Raw genomic sequence first — 19,054 nt, forward strand, 5'->3', positions numbered from 1 at the left:
CCACCTCATCCACTGAGAACTCATTATACCAACTCCTTGTCAACACACTTGTTTGGATTCGTGGTCACGGCCCGGCGCTTGCGCCGCAGCAGCGTTGACATGAGCGCCAGCCCCAGCGGGAGGAGGGACGAAGCACCCGCTCCGCCTGCCGCACAATTCAATGCCAGACCACCGCCCATGGCCTTGCTGTCCCCGCCCAGATAGACGCGCCAACGCCTGACCTCGGCTGAGATTTCCCTGTTTCCCGCCTTGTCCTTCGCGGTGATGAACAGGTCGTGATCTCCTTCCTTCAAGTCCTTGAGGTTGAGCACCACACCACAAGCAGCAGGAGGTTGCCCCTCACCACCGCAATTGAAGGGCTCATCTCCGCAATCGAAGGGCTCATTGCCATCCACACTGCACTCGAGGTTCGCCGGCTCATTCGCGCCAATCCGGAAGGAGACCTCCCTCGCGCGGATGCGCTGCCGCTCATCGGGCCCCTCGAGGATGAGGGATTCTGGAGCCGTGGCATCAATCGCCAGCGACAGAGCAGTAGGCACCTCGCTGCTGTTGAGTGCCCGATCGTAAGCCGTCAGGGCGAAGTCGTACGAGCCATCCCGGAAGGTCTCGGCCAATTCCAAGCGCCAGGCGCCCGTTTCACTCGCCACCGTCGAACCCAGCTCTCTCGACCCTTGGACGAGGACCACCCGGGCCAATGGCTCCACCGTCCCCTCGAACGTGAGCCTGTTGTTCGTCAGGATGGAGTCAGCGGCAGGCGCGGTTACCACCGGCGCAGCGGGATCCACTGTGTCCACCGTCCACGTGAACGTGGCCGCCACGGCATCCTCGTTCCCCGCCGCATCTCTCGCCTTGACACTCAGCGTGTGGGTGCCATCGGGGAGGGGCGGCGTCGTGAAGGGCGTGGTGAGGCACGCGAGGGAAGCGCCGTTCAGGGTGCATTCGAAGCTGACGTCGGTCTCATCCTTCGCGGAGAACTTGAAGGTGGCCGTCGTCTCCTGCGTCCACGCGGCCGTGTCCGTTTCGATCACGGTGTCTGGCCGTTGCGTATCGACCGTCCACGTCGCGGACTTGTATTCATCCGGGGACGTGACGTTGCCCAGGGTGTCCCGGGCCCGGACCCACAGCACGTGCGGCCCATCCGAGACGAAGAAGGAGAACGGAGTAGTACAGCCCAGCCAACTGCTGATGGTTGTGGGCTCTCCCACGGGATCCAACAGACACTCATACAAGGCGCCCGACTTGGTCGACGTGAACTCGAAGACCGCCTGCGCGTTCTTGGTCGGGTCTGGCGGTGCTGTCACGATGGCGACGCCAGGGAGGTTCTCGTCCAGGGTCCAGGTGATCGTCTCCGCGACGGGGTCCTCATTGCCTGCCCGGTCGTACGCCCACACCTTGAGGGAGTGCGTCTCCGGCACGTCGGGGCTGACGGGCGTGATGGTCACCGAGTGACTGCTCAAGCACCCACCCGAGACGAGCACACCATCGAGCTCGCATTTGAAGGTCATCGGCGTCTCGGAGGAGCGGAAGGAGAAATAGACCGTCCTCGCTCCGGTGCGCTCGGGTGGCTTCAAATCGACGAAGGTCTGCGGCTTCACCGTGTCGACCTCCCACGTGTACTCCGCGGGAGTGAGATCCCGGTTACCCGCGGCATCCGTGGCGCGTACGAAGACGGTATGAGGCCCTTCAGAGAGGGTCCCCGCGGCCGGCACCGTCCAGGGCGAGGAACAAGCCTCTTCGAGTCCAGTGTCGAGCCGGCACTCGTAGGTCACCGCGCTTTCGCTGGTATCGAGGCTCGCGGAGAAGTGGATCTGTGCCGTTGCCACGGGTGAGTACAGAGGGGGCCTGGGGCTGTCCAGGACGGTGATGGGAGGGGTGGTATCCACGGTGACCTGGCGGCTGTTTTCCGTGGGAGGCGTGCTGATATTGCCAGCCAGGTCCCTGGCCATGGCCCGCACCGTGCGGACCCCTTCGGAGACAGCAGACACCGGCACCGACCAATTGCCCGAGGGGTCGGTGACTACCACTTCGCCCTTGGAGATGCCGTCAATGGAGACGGTGACGATGGCTCCCACTTCCGCCTTGCCAGAAACGGAAAAGCTGTTGGAGGCCAGGAGCGCCCCGGCCAGCGGCGACGAGATGGTGGGCATCGGTGGAGCTGTGCGATCGATCTCCCATTCGGCGGAAGCCCCCGCTGCGTCGCGATTGCCTGACCCATCCGTGGCATTGACCTCGAACCGATAGCGGCCCGTGGTGAGGCCGGAGATGGGGAAAGGAGAGGCGCAATCCGTCGGGCCCGGAGGCGTCGTGCCCACCTTGTAGTACTGACATTCGAAGGTGGCGACGCTCTTGTTGGAGCTGAACAAGATCGTCACACTCGCCGCATTGGAGAATGCATCCGGTTTGCTATCGATACGGGTTTCAGTCGGACGGTTGTCGTAGAGCCACGTGTAGCTCGCGGGCGTCGGGTCGCTATTCAAGGCGAGGTCAACGGCTCTCACCCTGAACGTATGGGTTCCGAATACCAGATCGGCAATCGCGTGCTCGCTCGAGCATGACGAGAACTCCGCCCCGTCGAGGCTGCACTCGAAGTTGACGGTCCCCGCCCCCGGGCCGGCGGCGAACGTGAACCGCGCATCAGCGGAGTAGTCCGGGTTGGGCGGCATGCCCGTGAGAACGGTGTCCGGAACCGTGGTGTCGATGGTGAGCGTACGCGGGGCGGAAGGAGTACTATCATTGAGCGCCCTATCCCTGGCCGTGGCGGTCAATGTATGAGTGGCCGCCGTCAACGGGCTACTGGGTACGAAAACCCACTTCCCCGCAGCATCCGCCACCACGGTAGGCGTCAGCGCAACGCCGCTGTCATACACGGTCACCGTGCTTCCCGCCTCGGCCGTGCCCTGGAGCTCGGGCGTCGTGTCGTTGGTGTAGGCGTTGTTGTCGGGAGAGGTGAACGTGGGCGATGTGACTTGCGTATCCACCTCCCATGACGCGCTGGCCGGTGTGGGATCCACATTGCCGACCGCGTCGCTGGCACGCACGTAGAACCGGTACGTGGAGCCGTGAACCATGCTGTTGATGGTGTGGGAAGAGGCTGTCGTGCAGTTTGTGAAGTTCACCCCGTCCGTGCTGCACTTGAAAGTCGCACCGGCCTCGCTCGTGAACGAGATGGTGAGGGAAGCCGTCTTGATGAATGCGGCGACGGCGGGCGAGATGGTCGTCTCTGGAGGCGCGACGTCGATGGTGAGATTACGCGCCGACGACTCACTCCCCATGTTGCCCGCCCTATCCCTGGCCTTGACCTTGAACGAGTGAGCGCCCTGACTCCACCGGGTGCTCGCCACGAAGACCCAATTCCCTGAAGAATCCGCCACCACGGTAGGCGTCAATTCCGTGGCTCCGTCAATCACGATGATTGTACTGCCCGCCTCGGCCGTCCCCCGGATCTCGGGAGTGTCATTGGTAACAGCGTTGTTCGCAGGCGAAGTCACCACCGGAATTGAGGGGGCGACATTGTCGATGGTGAAGGTTGAGACATCGGACAAGGGGCTGGTGTTGCCCGCCGCGTCCGTCGCCTCGACCCGGATCCAATGGAAGCCTACAGAGCGACTCGACCCAGGGGAGAGAGACCACGCCCCCCCGGCGCTGGTGGTGACAGTGGAGGGCGACGTCGACATGGGCGTGGACGCACCATCGATGTAGACCTTGATTGTGCTCGAGGGCTCCGCCGTGCCACTGATAACAGGGCTCAAATCATTGACGTATCCCCCGTTCGCCGGCACCTGGATGACGGGGGCAGGAGGCGCCTCTGCGTCTACCCTGAAGCTGCCTGACGCAGTAGGACTCTCCTCGAGGCCCTTGATCGCTTTCGCAATCAGTGTGTAGGTTCCGTTATCAAGGTCGAAACCGGGTGTGACATCCCATCTATTGCTCGAACAGAGGTCAACGAGTAGAGCGACAAGGCTACCGCCGCTATTTCTGATTTCCACCGTCACTGAATCGCAAGCCGCAGCAGCCCCCTCGATCAACGGGCTGGCGTCATTGATGAGCATTCCACTGGAGTAACTGCGGGTAGCGATCTTATCGAAAGTGGGTGCGGAGACAGCCGGAATGGCGGTGGAACCCTCAATCAAGGGGGATTGTGGAAGGGATACAACGAGCAGTTGGAATGGGCTCAACTCCCCCTGCAATCCCTGGTACGAGGCAGCCGCTTGCACATGGTGAAGCCCTTCTGAGAGCGGCTGGTTCATGCGCCACTCAAAAAAGCCTCCCTCGGCCACCGTGCGGCCCACTTCCAGGCCATCCAGGAAGATCACCACCTCCAGTCCGACCGGAGCAGTTCCCGAGATGGTGGGCGTTCGGGTCCTCACGAGCGCGCCATATTCAGGGTGGAGGATGGTGGCGGCGCCAGGCCGAATCAGACCACCGTCCAACTGCGTGACGGTACCGGCATGGGCGAACAGCGTGGTGGAGTCAGGCTGTGCACCCGAGGGAGCCCGGCCCGACCCCGCGAGACTGGCCGCGGCCGACATCACGCATTCGCTCACCCAGGCGGCCTGATAGAGCACCTGCCCTCCGCCACCCCCACCGCCCGCCGCAAGAGCCCCCGTAGCGCCGTTATTGCCTCCATGACCACCCGAGGCATCGAGGCTCGCGCACTGCAAAGCTCCCGCGACTCTCAGCGAGATGCTTCCACCCGCGCCGCCGCCGCCAGCGCCCTCCTTCTCGCTGCCATGCCCCGGCTCTCCCCGAGCCACGACCCGCCCGTTGCCGACCAGGGCCTCCGCGCGGATGAAGATGGCACCACCGCCCTGGCCACCATTCGAGTTGGGGGCGTACTGGGCATTCCATCCAGAACCACCACCACCACCACCGCCGAGGGTCAGCCGGTCCAGCAGCGAGTAGACGAGCCTGGCACCGCCCATGCCGCCCACGTCTCGTGGACCCTCCGCGGGCTGGCCGCCCTGACCGCCCGGCCCACCATGACCGCCACCACCGCCACCCGAGGGCATGCACGCGCCGCCGCCGCCGCCATTGGCGATGTTGGCCCTGCCACTCCCTCCTCCAGGATTCGTACTGTCAACACCCTCACCCCGGCGAGCGCCTCGCTCCATCCAAGCGCTCGGCGAGGTGCATTGGCGTGACAGGACCTGCCGGACGTAGCTGCCTCCGCGGAAGCCGCTGCCGCTCGCATCGATGGCGCCCTCGTTGGTGACGGTGCCGGTCGCCAGGAAGGCGATGATGCCTCCCGTAGCACCGTTCCAGGGCTGTGCGACGATCCGGGCTCCCGTCCGGATATCGACGGTGGTGAACTCTGGCACGCGAACGACCTGGCTCACCTCCGCCGCATAGGAATGGAGCAGACGGTCGGAGAGGTAGAGGAACTCTCCGTCCACCGACACCAGGCGAGCCAACTCCCAACGGCCCACCGCATCGCGCGAGAGGTCCACGGGCGCGACGTCCCCCGGCGTGGCCGTGGGGACGATGCCCGTGGTCTGCAGCACCATCACCAGGTCTCCCGCTGCGAACCCTTCTGACTGCTCCACCAGGATGGCGGTATCCCCAGGAGCAATCGGCGCCCTCACCAGGGCATGGCGGTTCACGACGGTGTCCGAGCCAGACACCACGAGAGCCCCATCGCGTCCCGTTCCCAGATGGAAACGATCCGGCTCGGCCAGTGCCGAGAACGTGGCGAGCAGGGCTCCAAGCGTCAGTACCTTCATCAACGAATTCATCACGAGCATGTGAGGCTCCCCCCCGCTAGCGCTGGAGCGCATCCGTGTTCTCGTCGCCACTACGAATGATCTTGAAGTCCACCCGGCGGTTGTTTTCCCGCCCGATGGAGGTGGCATTGCTGTCGACGGGCCGGTCCGGCCCGTATCCCTTGGCCTCCAGCCGATCGGCGGCCACGCCCTTCTCGATCAGGTAGCGTCGCACCCCCTCGGCACGCTGCTGCGACAGCTGACGGTTCTGGTCCGCGAAGCCCCGGTCGTCCGTGTGCGCGCCCACCACCACGCGAGGAATCTCCGGATGCTCGCGCATCACCTTGGCCACCCAGTCCAACACCGCGAAGGAGCGCGACTGCATGCGCGGCTGCGATGCCTCGAAGTACACCTTGCCTCGCAGCTCGAGTTGCTTGTGCGTGATCGCGACCAGCGGCACCTCGTGCTCCGGACAGCCCAGGTTGGCCTCGACGCCCGGCGACTGAGCACAGGTGTCCACCCGGTTGGGCACACCATCCTTGTCCGTATCCTCCTCGGGGCAGCCCTTCCGCTCCACCGGACCGGGCTCCTCAGGACACTCATCCTGGTCGTTCTCGATGCCGTCCTTGTCCTTGTCCTTCAAGGGGCATCCCCGATTCTCAGCGGGACCCGGCTGCGTCTGACAGGCGTCCGCATCGTCTTCGACGCCGTCATTGTCCTGATCGCGCACTGGACAGCCCTGGCGCGCGGCGTCGCCCGGCTCCGCGGGACAGGCGTCCAGCGTATCCTCGATACCATCCTTGTCCGTGTCCGCCCGGGGGCAGCCCGCACGCTCGGGGGCGCCCGGCACCAGCGGGCACTTGTCCAGGATGTTGCGCACGCTATCACCGTCATCGTCCCTGTCCGGGCACTCCTCTGGAGAGAGGGACAACCCCAGATCGCACCGGACAGAGGACTCACCGGGCCCACGCCGCGGCGTCACATCCCCGAAAGAGCCTCCCGCGAGAAACCGGAACAGCGGTGTTCCAGGCGCAGTGCCCAATCCGACTCCTGCCAGCCCAAACACCTCCAGCGACGGGTTCACCAGGTAGCGAACCCCCGGCATCAGTTCCGCGGCCGCTGGCTGATTCTTGGCCAGGGGTATCGAGCCCCGAGCATTGATTTCCCACCGCAGCCGCCGACCGGTCGTCACCAACGCGGCCCCGATGCGCACCTCGTTGTCCAGCTGATCCAGCCCTCCCCCCCCCAATGGACTGATCGCGTCCACCCGCGATCGCAGCAACATTCCCACATCCAGTGCCGCGCGCAGGAAACCGAAACGCCGCCCCACCATCACCCTCGGTAGATAGCGGAGTGCGCCATCACTCCCGAAGATGTTGGGGTTGCCCACCGGAAACCCCACGTCTCCGCCCACCGCAAGGTCCAATCCGCCGGACGAATCCTGGGTGAGCAAACCGAGACGAATTCCGGCCAGAGGGGTCGAAAGACCGAAGGAGTCAGGCATCAGGATGTTCTCCGAGCTCAGATCTCCACCCCACTGGGATGCCACGACCGGAAGTTGCACTCCCAGCTCGAGCCAGTTCGTCAGAGCGTAGGCACCGGCCAGGTGCATCGTGGTTCGTCCACCCACCACCGCGTGGGTAGTCCCATCCACGAACAGCAACAGGGGCCGGTGCGAGTAGTGGCTCACGGCGGAAAGGCGGAACTGCCCGGCCTGCAGCAACTCCCCCATCCCCACTACCAGCGAGCCCTCGGCACCGGGATTCAGTTCCAACCGTTCCAACTCGAAGGCAGGCAGGCGCGACTGCGCGATGGCCGTCATCCCTGGCAACGCCAGGAACAGCACCAATGCGCCAAGCCAGAGCGACCTTCGTCCCATGGATCCCCCGCTGCAGATGTGTCGCGACACGGAGAGTGCGCGCCACTGCGTAGAGCACAAATGCAAGGCCGAAGGACTCTAGCAGTGTCCGGCTCTGATCCTGAAGTCTTCCTCGCGCTTCCGAAGGGATCGAGCAAGACCTGGAAAACGACCGTATGACTGTTGCTGCATACCGCTACAAGCCTGTCCTCGCTGGGCGGGAAATCACTTACGCTCCGGGTGGACATTGATCGTGGACTTGCAGCCTGTCCGACACTCTGGCAGGTTTCACACCACTAATCCGACCTGTTGTGGGGGGCTTACCGCACGTGCGAAGAGGACTCGTGAAGGCGCAGCCACACGCATGCCCCGGGGCATGCGTGCGCTCCAGTCGTCGCGGCAAGGGGATGCTGCTCACGCTCCTGCTCGCGGCCACCGCCAGCACCTCGTGCGCGAAGCGCGTGGCGCCCAAGCCGTGCGAGACCCCACCTCCCATGCAGGTCCTCCTGGACGTCTCCGAGCAGGTGAATCCTGATCCGCGCGGGCGCTCGCTGCCCACCGTGGTCCAGGTCATCCAGCTCAAGGACAGCGCGAAGCTGGAGCGCGCGGGCTTCCGCGACCTCTGGGGCCGCCCCAAGGAGTTCCTCGGGGAGGACCTGCTGGCAGTGGCCGAGTTCACCGTCGCCCCCGGCCAGAAGTTCCAGCGGTGGATCCAGCGTGATCCCAAGGCCCGCTTCATCCTGACCATGGGCCACTTCCGCCAGCCGCTCGGCTACTCGTGGCGCACCGTGTCCGCCCTGGATCCCGTACCCGAACTCTTCTGCGTCGAGCGGCCCGCGGGTGACCAGGGCGAGCCCAGGCCCGGTGACGTGCAGCTGCGCTACCGGCTCCAGGGCTATCAGATCGACATCCTTCGCACCCAGTTCACGCTGACGCAGCCGGCTCCCGCCGTCCCGTCCGCGGCCGAGGTGCCATCCCACCCCAAGGGGAGTGCATGAAGAACGCTCAACGCGTCGTCTGGTCGGAGGGGATGTTCATGAGTCCCCACCACATGCAGCAGCTCGACCTCTATCACGAGAACCTGCTGGATCTCCGGCTGGGCGCGCTGGAACCGTACCCCTGGGGCGTGTTCGCCCTGGAGTTCGACATGGAGGCGCTGCGCGCCGGCCGCGTGCAGCTGCGCCACTTCAACGGCGTGCTCCCCGATGGCATGCCCCTCGCCCTCCAGAATGGGGACCCCGAGGCCCCGCCGTCCCGCCCCACGGAGGGCGTCTTCCCGCCGGCCCAGCAGGTGCTGGACGTCTACCTCGGCGTCCCGCGTGAGCGCAGCGGTGTGGAGAGCTACGGCGGCAGCGAGCGCACCAGTGGCAATCCCCGCTTCTCCCCGACCAACCGGCCGGTGAACGACCTGACTTCGTCCACCTCCATCGTCCCGGTGGCCTTCGCGCAGCGCAACGTAAAGCTGCTCTTCGGCACCGAGCCGCGCGAGGACTATGACGCCATCAAGATCGCCGAGCTGTCCCGCGACCGCTCCGGCAGCCTGACGCTCGTCGAGAACTACATCCCGCCCGCGCTGCGCATCGATGCCTCGCCCTACATCATGAGCGAGCTGCGCAACCTGCTGCGGCTCATCGTGGCCAAGCAGCGCCAGCTCGCTTCGCGGCGCAAGCACCGGGACGCTTCCGCGCTCGAGTTCACCGCCTCGGACGTGACGCTCTTCCTGGAGCTCAGCGCGCTCAACGGCATCATCCCGCTGCTGCAGCACGCCATCGACGCGGGCAACATGAGGCCCCACGCCCTCTACCTGGCGCTCAGCCAGTGCGCGGGGCAGCTGAGCACCTTCGTGGCGGATGCGGACCCCACCACGCTGCCGCCCTTCCAGTACATCCAGCTGCGCGCCACCTTCGAGGAGCTGTTCCGCCGCCTCCAGTCGCTGCTGCGCTCCGTGGCCCTCGAGCAGTGCCTCTCGGTGCTGATGCAGTCCGGCGAGGACCGGCTCTACCGCGGCAAGCTGGAGGACGAGCGGCTGGATCGCTGCGGCCAGTTCTTCCTCTCCGTGCGCAGCGAGCTGCCGGAGAAGGTGGTGGCCGAGCAGCTGCCCAAGCTCGCCAAGCTGGCCAGCTGGGTGGACATCCAGAGCATCGTGCAGGCGGCCTCGCCCGGCGTCCCCATCCAGGTCAACTACCGCCCCCCGCCCGAGGTGCCCATCCAGCCGGGGACGCTCTACTTCTCTCTCTTCACCTCGGACGGCTACTGGAGGAGCGCGATGCGGGATCGCACGCTCGCCCTCTACCTGCCGCACCCCTTCGACGCCGCACAGACGACGGTGGAGCTGCTCGCCGTCCCCACCGCCAGCCGCTGACCTCACGCCATGCAACGAGTCACCGAAGCCACCAAGGACTGCTTCGACGCGGCGATCCGGATCCGCAACTCGGATGCCGCCTCGGTCCCCCCTCCAGAGGTGCTGCACCACCGTCTGCGCGGAGTCGTGGACGAGATGCTGCGGCGCGCCGCCGTGCTGGGCTTCAGCCACCAGGACGCCCAGGACATGGCCTACGCCATTGTCGCCCTGCTCGACGAGGCCGCCCTCACCCGGCCCGAGCCCTACCGCTCGTTCTGGATGACCAACCTGCTGCAACTCCAGTACTTCAACGAGAACGTCGCCGGTGACGGCTTCTTCCACCGCCTCCAGGGCATCCGGAAGGATCCACACCGTGCCGAGGTGCTGCAGGTCTACTACCTGTGCATGCTCTTCGGCTTCCAGGGCCGCTACCGCATCCGCGGCGGCGAGCTGGAGCTGATGACGCTCATCGACTCGGTCCAGAAGGACCTGGAGCGAGCCAAGCCCTTCGACTACGACGTCCTGTCGCCCCACGGTGAGCGGCCCACCGAGTCCATGCTCGCCGGCAAGCGCAGGCTCTCGCCGATGGTCATCTCGCTGGGGGCGATGATGCTCGCACTGCTCGTCTATGGCGGGCTGGTGCTCGGCCTGGACGGCAGCGTCGACACCTTCCTGAACGAGATCAAGCTCCACATGGCCACCAACGGCGGGGGCACGCAATGATCTGGGCCATCGTCATCACGATGCTGGCGGGCCTGGCATGGGGTGCCATCACCATGCTGGGACTGCCCCCGCTTCTCACCGGACTCGCCACCACGGGCCTGTTGCTGCTGTTCGCGCTCGGCAGGTGGATCGTCGGCAAGGTGAAGGCGCGCAAGGCGGCCAAGAAGCTCGAAGGCGCCCTGGAGCAGCAGGCCGAGGAGCAGATCAAGACCGTCCGGCCGGACCTGCAGCCGGAGATCAAGGCCATGCAGGCCGAGTTCTCCAAGGCGGTGGAGGCGCTCAAGACCTCCAAGCTGTCGCGGGGCCGCAAGGACGCCCTCGCGGTGCTGCCCTGGTACCTCATCGTCGGACCGCCGGGCGCGGGCAAGAGCACCGCGCTGCGCAACTCGGGGCTGAAGTTCCCCTACCTGTCCGCCAAGGGCGGCGGCGTACGCGGCGTGGGCGGCACGCGCAACTGCGACTGGTGGCTCACCAACGAGGCCGTCATCCTCGACACCGCCGGCCGCTACGTGAGCAGCGAGGACGACAAGCCCGAGTGGTTCGCCTTCCTCGACACGCTGACGAAGTACCGTCCCAAGCGGCCCATCAACGGCCTCATCGTGGCGGTGAGCGTCAGCGAGCTGATGGGCGTGGATCCCCAGGTCGCGGGCGAGCTGGGCCAGAGCATCCGCGAGCGTCTGGACGAGATCACCTCGCGCCTGCGCACGCTGGTGCCCGTGTACCTGATGATCACCAAGTGTGATCTCCTCCCCGGCTTCACGGAGATGTACGCGGACCTGACGCGCTCCGAGCGCGGGCAGATCTGGGGCTTCACCTCGCCCATGAACTCGCAGGCGGAGGCCTCCACGGACGTGCTGCTGGAGCGCTTCGACGAGCTGGTGACGGTGCTGGAGCAGCGCACGCTCAAGCGGCTGGGCCAGGAGCGCCGGCTGGAGGCGCGCGAGCACATCTACCAGTTCCCCCAGAAGTTCGACTCGCTGCGCAAGAACCTGGCCGAGTTCATCCAGCCGCTCTTCCTGGACAACGTGTACCAGGACACGCCGGTGATGCGCGGGTTGTACTTCACCAGCGGCACCCAGGAAGTGAAGCCGATGGAGCGGCTGGCGAACTCCTCGGGCGAGCTCTTCGGCGACACGCGCCCTCAAGAGACGAGCGCGGAGGGCCGCAGCTACTTCCTGTGGGACATCTTCACCAAGGTGATGTTCCAGGACCAGGAGATGGCCGTCCGCAGCTCCATCGAGGAGCAGCGCTACCGCCGGCGGCAACTGGTGCTCACGGCCACCTACTTCACGGCCGCGGCCCTGATGCTGGTGCTGCCCATCGTCTCCTACTTCCAGAACCGGTCCCTGGCGCGCAACGTGCGCAACGCCATCACCGCCGTACAGCTCGATGACCGCGACGACCTCGCGCGCATCAAGGACCTGTCCCCGCTGCAGTCACAACTCCAGGAGCTGACGAAGCACAGGACGGAGGGTGCCCCCTTCTGGCTGCGCTTCGGCATGTACCAGGGTGAGAAGCTCTTCCCGCTGGCGCAGTCCTTCTACAACACCGCCCTGCGCCGGGTGCTGCTCGGCAATCAGTACGAGCGCATCGAGCAGAACCTGAAGATCTTCTCGGACAACCAGGACTCACCGGAGTGGAAGCCCGGCGCCGAGGACTACGCGCACCACTTCGATGCGCTGAAGATGTACCTGCTCATCACCTGGCCGCACGCTCAGCGGGAGCCGTCGCTCGACGAAGCCCATCAGGACTGGCTGGTGGACCAGATGGTGCGGCACTGGACGCACGTGAAGGGCGCGGGAGGCGAGGCCAACCTGCAGCAGGCCATCAGCCGCCACGCCCGCACGTACATCGAGATGCTGTCGGCGGATCCGGAGCAGCTGGGCTTCGCCCGCGACAACAAGATCGTGCGCGCCTCGCGCCGGGCCCTCAACCGCGTCCCCGTGACCACGTTGGAGATGGACCGCATCGTCGCCGACGTGGGCCGCGAGTACCCGGATCAGACGCTGGACGACATCGTCGGCGCCGTGCCCGCCATGCGAGCCACCAAGCGCGTCCGCGGTGCCTTCACCAAGACCGCCTGGGACCAGGTGGTGCGCTCGCGCCTGGAGTCCGCCTTCAAGAACAAGGAGGCCTGGGTGCTGGACCGGGACGCCAAGGAGGACGAGGAGCAATCCCGCGCCGAGCTGCGCACGCGCTACTACCAGCAGTACATCCAGGAGTGGCGGGACTTCCTCCAGTCCATCACCGTCCGGCCTCCGGATGACGTGGACCAGATGCAGGCCCTGCTCGAGAGCCTCACGCGCGGCAAGCCGGCCGCCTTCGGCAAGCTGTTCCGGGCACTCGCCTACAACGTGCAGCTGGTGCGCACCCCGAAGGAGGAGGAGAAGAGCACGGCGCGGAAGATGCTCGAAAGGGTCATGCCGCCCGACAAGCAGGACGAGCAGAAGCTGCTGGATCCGGCCGCGTCCACGGGCGAGTACACGCTCGGGCCCCGGGACGTGGAGAAGGAGTTCGCCACGCTCATCCGCTTCAACAACGAGAAGTCCCCCTCGGGCGACGGAGAGGAGCAGCTGACGGCGCAGGACTTCTACCAGGACCAGCTGGCGCTGGTGCTCAACTCCCTGCTGGGTGTGAAGGAGAAGCCCCAGGAGTCCGGAGCACTGCTCGATAAGATCAAGACCACGCGAGAGAGCGTGGCCATGCTCGTCAAGAAGTACGAGAGCGGCGCCCCCATCCTCGAGAAGCTGCTGCTGCCGCCCTTCCAGGACATGCGCTCCATCGTCTTCGCCGGCGTGGCGCAGAACAAGAGCAACGACTTCTGCGAGGCCGTGGCCAAGCCCTTCAGCGCGATCATGGCCAACCGCTACCCGTTCGTGCGCGAGTCGATGCAGGACGCGCCCCTGGCCGAGCTGTCCGAGTTCCTGCGGCCCTCGGGCGGCACGCTGCGCAAGTTCCTCCAGCAGCACCTGGCCGACGAGGTCATCACCTCCGGCCGCAAGGTCACGTTCGCCAACTTCAACACGCGCGAGATGTACCGCGACGACCTGCTCACCTTCCTGGAGAAGGCGAACAACCTGACCACCACCCTCTACCCGGGGGACACGGTGGATCCGCTCGTCCGCTTCCAGGTGCGTGTGCGCGCGGGCACGTCGCCCGACACGGCGCCGTCGGAGATCTCCGCCATCACCCTGACGATCGACGGCACGGATGAGCTCTACCGCAACGGCCCGGACAACGTCTGGAAGCCGATGAGCTGGCCCGGCCAGGCCGGCAAGCTGGGCGCGCACATCCACGTGGAGAACGCCTCCGGGGCCACCGCCGACATCGACGAGCCCGGGGAGTGGGGCCTCTTCCGCCTGCTCGAGCGCGTGAAGCGCATCGAGCCCAGCGGGGATGGCCGCTTCTTCACCGCCGTGTGGGAGATCGAGGACATGAACGGAGCACTCGTCGCCATCGACTTCCGGCCCGAGCGCACCGCCAACCCGTTCTTCGGCCTGTCGGGCAACAACACTTCCCGGCTGCTGCAGATCTTCCGGGATCCGGGCCTGTCTCCTCCGATGGGGATCGCCCGCGGCGGCAAGGGCTGCGTCGAGATGGTGAGCACGAACGGAGCCCCCTGAGGATGACGCAGGCGCCTCACATCGGGATGCTGGGCAAGGCTCCGCGCCACGCGGAGTTCGTCCGGCACAACGCGGCCAGCCCCCTGGCGCGGTACCTCTTCCGCTGGATGGAGGAGAGCACCGGCCGGCTGCACGGGGCCCGGAGCGCGTTGCCCACCACTCCCGTCAGCTTCGTCTTCACCGCACCCGGCGAAAGCTCGGTGCTGGTGGGCGTGCTGGCGCCGAGCTCGGACAGTGTGGGGCGTGCCTTTCCGCTGGCCATCTTCCAGGAGCTGTCCGCCGCCGACGTGGCCGGACGCTACGCGCTGCTGCCGGAGACCCATCAGCCGTTCCTCCGGGCCAGCGAGGCGCTGCTGCGCGAGGCCGCATCCCTCGACGTTCCCCGGTTGCAAGAGCGCACGGCGAAGCTGCCCACCGCGCGGCCCGGCGACCTCCGCGTGGCCGAGCGGCTCCGGGAGGCCCTGCTGTCCGAGAAGCGCTGCACGGAGCTGCTCCAACACATCATCGGAGACCGTCCCGCCGAGGGGCGCTACTACGCGCTGCACACCTTCCTCACCGCCTGCACGGGCGAGCGCCACCGCGAGCAGGGCATGGCCGGCGTCATGCTGGACTGTCCCTACCCCTCGCACATGGGGCCCGTCACCTGGCTGGAGCTCTCCACGCGGCTGCTGCGCTGGGCCGCCCAACCTCCATCCTTCTTCTGGTCCGACGGGCAGCAGCCCCGGCTGTTGCTTTGTCTGGGCGCCGCGCCCCCTACCCTCCTGCTGCACCTCGCACAACCCACGCGTCCGGGCACCAACGTCTGGCCCCTGCGCACCGACAAGCCCGCCGCCATGGAGCAGGCGAAGCAGGCCCTGTCCGCTTCGCAGCGCCAGGTCATCGATTCCTCCCACAGCACGCTCGAGCAGCTCCTGCGTGCCCTCGCACGCTGAAGGCGCGCCCACCATGACGCCCTCTTCCACCGACAGCCTTCGCGAGCGCGCCAGCCAGTGGCTCGAGCCCATCTCCGCCGAGGCGCCCGCCGGTGCCCCGTCCAAGCACCACCCCGCCTACGAAAGCGTCTTCTCGGAGGTGGCCCGGCTCGAGTCCCCCACGGGTGAGGCCGTGCGTTGGGACGAGGTCGTCCGCAATGCCGGAGAGCTGCTGCGGACGACCACCAAGGACCTGTGGCTGGCCTCCTACTTCGCCTACGGGCTGTACATGACGGAGGGCCTGCCCGGCGCCATCACGGGGACCACGCTGCTGGCGGAGCTGACCGAGCGCTACTGGCAGGGCCTCTTTCCCGAGGCCTCGCGCCTGCGCAGCCGGGGCCTCGCGCTGTCCTGGTACGTGGAGCGCATGAAGCACGTGCTCCCCACCATCCAGGCCGACAGCACCACGCCCGTCGTGGTGGAGGCCCTGTCCACTGCCGTGTCGAAGCTCGCCGAGGTGACGCGCACGCGCCTCGCCTCCCAGGGTCCGGCGATGGGACCACTCCTCACCCCCCTCGAGCGGCTGCGCGCGAGCATGCCCACCGAGGCCGCGCCTCCCGCCGTGGCCGCGCCCACGCCTTCCGCTCCGGCGGCCCCCGCTCCAACGCCCGCACCGGACACCGCCGCTCCAGTCACCGCCGCGCCCGCCCCCGTGGAGCCCGCCCCCGTGGCTCCGCCCGCGCCGGTTGCCGCCATCCCCGCGCCCGCCGCGCCACCTCCCGCCACACCGCCCCCCCCTGCGCTGCCTCCCGCTCCAGCCGCGGCCATCCATGCCTCTCAGCTCCCCGCCGTGCCCGGCGGAGACCTCACCAGCGCGGATGCCGCCACGGACTTCCTGCGCAACATCGGCTCGGCGCTGACGAGTGCCTCCGGAGTCATCCGCCGCGCCAACCCGGCCGACCCGCTCTCCTATCGCCTGCTGCGCACCGGGCTGTGGCTGCACATCACACAACCGCCTCCCACTGGCGCCAATGGCAGGACATCCCTCCCGCCTCTGCCCACCAATCTGCGCACGAAGCTGGAAACCCTCTCAACCCACTCACGCTGGGTGGAGCTGCTCGACGAGTCCGAGTCCGCCCTGGCGCAGTATCGCTTTGCACTGGACCTGCAACGTTTCAGTGTCCATGCCCTGTCATCACTGGGTGACACCCACACCGCCGCGCGTGAGGCATTGCTGTTGGAGCTGAGCAGTCTTCTCAAGCGCCTGCCCACCATGGTGGAGCTGGTGGCATCGGATGGCACGCCCATGGCGGACGGGGCCACGAAGGAGTGGCTCAAGCGCGAGGTGCTCGCGAAGCCCGGCACCGCGCCACGTGCCGCCATCTCCATGCCCCTTCCTCGCGGGCTCGAAACTTCCGCCCCGGGTGCGGCTCCCGAGGGAGACGCCCAGGCGCTGCTCGCCTCCGCCACCACGGCTCGCGCGCTCTTCGTCGCGCGGCTGCAATTGGCGCGCATGCATGCCCAGGCAGGACAACTCACCACCGCCCGCGCGCTCTACGAGGTGCTGGATGCGGAGTGCACCGCGCACTCTCTTGATTCCTGGGAACCGGCACTCGCCGCCGCCTGTCTCGAGGGATTCCTCACCTGTACCCTGGCCACGAAAGAATCACAGGACATCCTGGTAGGAGATTACTGGATCCGTTATCGTCGTCTCGTCCAGCTCGACCCCGCTGCCGCCCTGCGCGTTCAACCCTGAAATCCGGGCAGCACTCACGGACAAGCGTCACCTGGCGACGACCCCACGCATCACCCACCTCACGTGAGAGGAGAAGCAGCAGATGAGCAAAGAGAGTTCCGTCGCCCCTACCGAACGCGTCAACATCGTCTACAAGCCCGCTACGGGCAACATGCAGGAGCAGGTCGAGCTGCCCCTGAAGATGTTGATGATGGGTGACTTCACCGGCCGTCAGGATGACCGTCCGCTGGAGGATCGCGCCCCCATCAACGTGGACAAGATGAACTTCACCGAGGTGATGGCGCAGCAGAACCTCAAGGTGGACATCTCCGTCACGGACAAGCTGTCCAACGAGGAGGGCGCCAACCTGCCGGTGTCCCTGCAGTTCAAGAGCCTGGCGGACTTCGCTCCCGAGAGCATCGTCAACCAGGTGCCCGAGCTGCGGAAGCTGCTGGAGCTGCGCAGCGCGCTCAACGCCCTCAAGGGGCCCCTGGGCAACGTCCCGGCCTTCCGCAAGAAGCTCCAGGCGATGCTCGCCGACGACGAGGGCCGCAAGCGCCTCATCAGCGAGCTCGGCCTCAACGGTGGTGAGACCAAGTAGTCCAGAGCGGGAGCGAGAATCATGAGCACTCAGACCCAGACCCAGAATGCCGCGGGCGCCGCGGCCGCCGTTTCGCCCTCCCTGCTCGACGAAATCCTCTCCGAGGCGAAGATCAAGCCCAAGGACGAGGGCTATGACATCGCCCGCAGGGGCGTGGAGGCCTTCATCGCCGAGATGCTGGCCCCCAACCGCTCCGAGGAGCGCATCGACAAGGCCCTCGTCGACGCGATGATCGCGGAGATCGACAAGCGCCTGTCGTCCCAGGTCAACGAGATCATGCACCACGAGGAGGTCCAGAAGCTGGAGTCCTCGTGGCGCTCGCTGAAGTTCCTCGTGGACCGGGTGGACTTCCGCGAGAACATCCGCGTGGAGATGCTCAACGTCTCCAAGGAGGACCTGCTCAAGGACTTCGAGGACTCGCCCGAGGTGGTGCGCAGCGGCCTGTACCGGCTGGTGTACTCCAACGAGTACGGCGTGTTCGGTGGCAAGCCCTACGGCCTGCTGCTGGGCAACTACGACTTCGGCCCGGGCCCGCAGGACATCGACCTGCTGCGCAAGTGCGCGTCCGTGGCGGCCATGGCCCACGCGCCCTTCATCGCCAACGCCAGCCCGGAGATGTTCGGCGAGCAGAACTTCCTCAACCTGCCCAACCTCAAGGACCTCAAGTCCCTGTTCGAGGGCCCGCAGTACGCCCGGTGGCACTCGTTCCGCGAGAGCGAGGACGCGCGCTACGTGGGCCTGTGCATGCCGCGCTTCCTGCTGCGCCTGCCGTACGGTGAGAAGACCATCCCCGTGAAGGCCTTCAACTTCACCGAGGACGTGGTCGGGCAGCACGACAAGTACCTGTGGGGCCACGCCTCCACGGCGTTCGCCACCCGCGTGGCGGACTCGTTCGCCAAGTTCCGCTGGAGCCCGAACATCATCGGCCCGCAGTCCGGTGGCGCGGTGGAGATGCTGCCGCTGCACCAGTACGAGGCCATGGGGGAGATCCAGACCAAGATTCCCACCGAGGTGATGCTCACCGAGCGGCGCGAGTACGAGCTGAGCGAGGAGGGCTTCATCGGCCTGGTGTTCCGCAAGGACGCGGACAACGCGGCGTTCTTCTCGGCCAACTCGGCGCAGAAGTCCAAGTTCTTCGGCAGCACGCCGGAGGGCAAGGCGGCGGAGACGAACTACCGGCTCGGCACGCAGCTGCCCTACATGTTCATCATGACGCGGCTGGCGCACTACGTGAAGGTGCTCCAGCGCGAGCAGATCGGCAGCTGGAAGGAGCGCTCGGACCTGGAGCGCGAGCTCAACCAGTGGATGAGCCAGTACATCGCCGACATGGATGACCCGGCGCCCGCCGTGCGCTCGCGCCGCCCGCTGCGCGCCGCGCGCGTGACGGTGGAGGACGTGGAGGGTCAGCCCGGCTGGTATCGTTGCAGCCTGCAGGTGCGCCCGCACTTCAAGTACATGGGCGCGTCCTTCACCCTCTCCCTGGTGGGCAAGCTGGACAAGGAGTGAGCCCGTCGCACCCGTGACACGTGGTTCCGCTGATTCCGGGCTCCATCAACGCCGGGC

10 protein-coding genes are annotated in these 19,054 nt (G+C 66.7%); 8 read left to right on the forward strand and 2 right to left on the reverse strand.

Annotation, left to right across the window (positions count from 1 at the left end; all coding sequences use genetic code 11):
- Window positions 1-23 precede the first annotated feature (23 nt).
- Together BO221_RS05900 and BO221_RS05905 are read right to left on the reverse strand one after the other, a co-directional pair.
- Window positions 24-5,741 carry an Ig-like domain-containing protein gene (locus BO221_RS05900; protein ID WP_143195277.1) on the reverse strand — a complete coding sequence of 1,906 codons (5,718 nt, stop codon included), beginning with the start codon at window positions 5,739-5,741 and terminating at the stop codon, window positions 24-26.
- A 16-nt stretch (window positions 5,742-5,757) separates the two neighbouring features.
- Window positions 5,758-7,578 (reverse strand): OmpA family protein, encoded by a 1,821-nt coding sequence (locus tag BO221_RS05905; protein ID WP_073559263.1) that lies wholly within the window; start codon window positions 7,576-7,578, stop codon window positions 5,758-5,760.
- Window positions 7,579-7,937: 359 nt separating this feature from the next.
- On the opposite strand from BO221_RS05905, the gene tssJ reads away from it, so the two are divergent.
- The 8 genes from tssJ (at window position 7,938) to tssC (ending at window position 18,997) form a co-directional block, all read left to right on the forward strand.
- Entirely contained in the window at window positions 7,938-8,555 is a 618-nt protein-coding gene (tssJ, locus tag BO221_RS05910; RefSeq protein ID WP_233165692.1) for a type VI secretion system lipoprotein TssJ, read from the forward strand.
- A complete protein-coding gene (gene tssK, locus BO221_RS05915) occupies window positions 8,552-9,919 on the forward strand; it encodes a type VI secretion system baseplate subunit TssK (protein WP_073559265.1) in 1,368 nt (455 codons plus the stop codon). Before tssJ ends, tssK begins: the two co-directional genes overlap by 4 nt.
- Before the next feature lie 9 nt (window positions 9,920-9,928).
- Window positions 9,929-10,621 carry a DotU family type IV/VI secretion system protein gene (locus BO221_RS05920; protein ID WP_073559266.1) on the forward strand — a complete coding sequence of 231 codons (693 nt, stop codon included), beginning with the start codon at window positions 9,929-9,931 and terminating at the stop codon, window positions 10,619-10,621.
- On the forward strand, window positions 10,618-14,244 hold the full coding sequence (gene tssM / locus BO221_RS05925) for a type VI secretion system membrane subunit TssM (RefSeq protein ID WP_073559267.1): 3,627 nt from the start codon (window positions 10,618-10,620) through the stop codon (window positions 14,242-14,244). The genes BO221_RS05920 and tssM overlap by 4 nt, the downstream gene beginning before the upstream one ends.
- A 2-nt stretch (window positions 14,245-14,246) precedes the next feature.
- Window positions 14,247-15,176, forward strand: a complete 930-nt coding sequence (gene tagF / locus BO221_RS05930; RefSeq protein ID WP_073559268.1) for a type VI secretion system-associated protein TagF — start codon at window positions 14,247-14,249, stop codon at window positions 15,174-15,176.
- Between the two features lie 13 nt (window positions 15,177-15,189).
- Window positions 15,190-16,911: a type VI secretion system protein TssA gene (gene tssA, locus BO221_RS05935; RefSeq protein ID WP_073559269.1), complete on the forward strand. Its 1,722-nt coding sequence runs from the start codon at window positions 15,190-15,192 to the stop codon at window positions 16,909-16,911.
- 82 nt (window positions 16,912-16,993) lie between these two features.
- Window positions 16,994-17,491, forward strand: coding sequence for a type VI secretion system contractile sheath small subunit (tssB, locus tag BO221_RS05940; RefSeq protein ID WP_043392293.1), 498 nt, complete (start codon window positions 16,994-16,996; stop codon window positions 17,489-17,491).
- A 21-nt stretch (window positions 17,492-17,512) separates the two neighbouring features.
- Window positions 17,513-18,997 carry a type VI secretion system contractile sheath large subunit gene (gene tssC / locus BO221_RS05945; RefSeq protein ID WP_073559270.1) on the forward strand — a complete coding sequence of 495 codons (1,485 nt, stop codon included), beginning with the start codon at window positions 17,513-17,515 and terminating at the stop codon, window positions 18,995-18,997.
- Window positions 18,998-19,054: the final 57 nt, after the last annotated feature.

Origin of the sequence: Archangium sp. Cb G35, assembly GCF_001896145.1 — a bacterium.
Lineage (GTDB): Bacteria > Myxococcota > Myxococcia > Myxococcales > Myxococcaceae > Archangium > Archangium violaceum.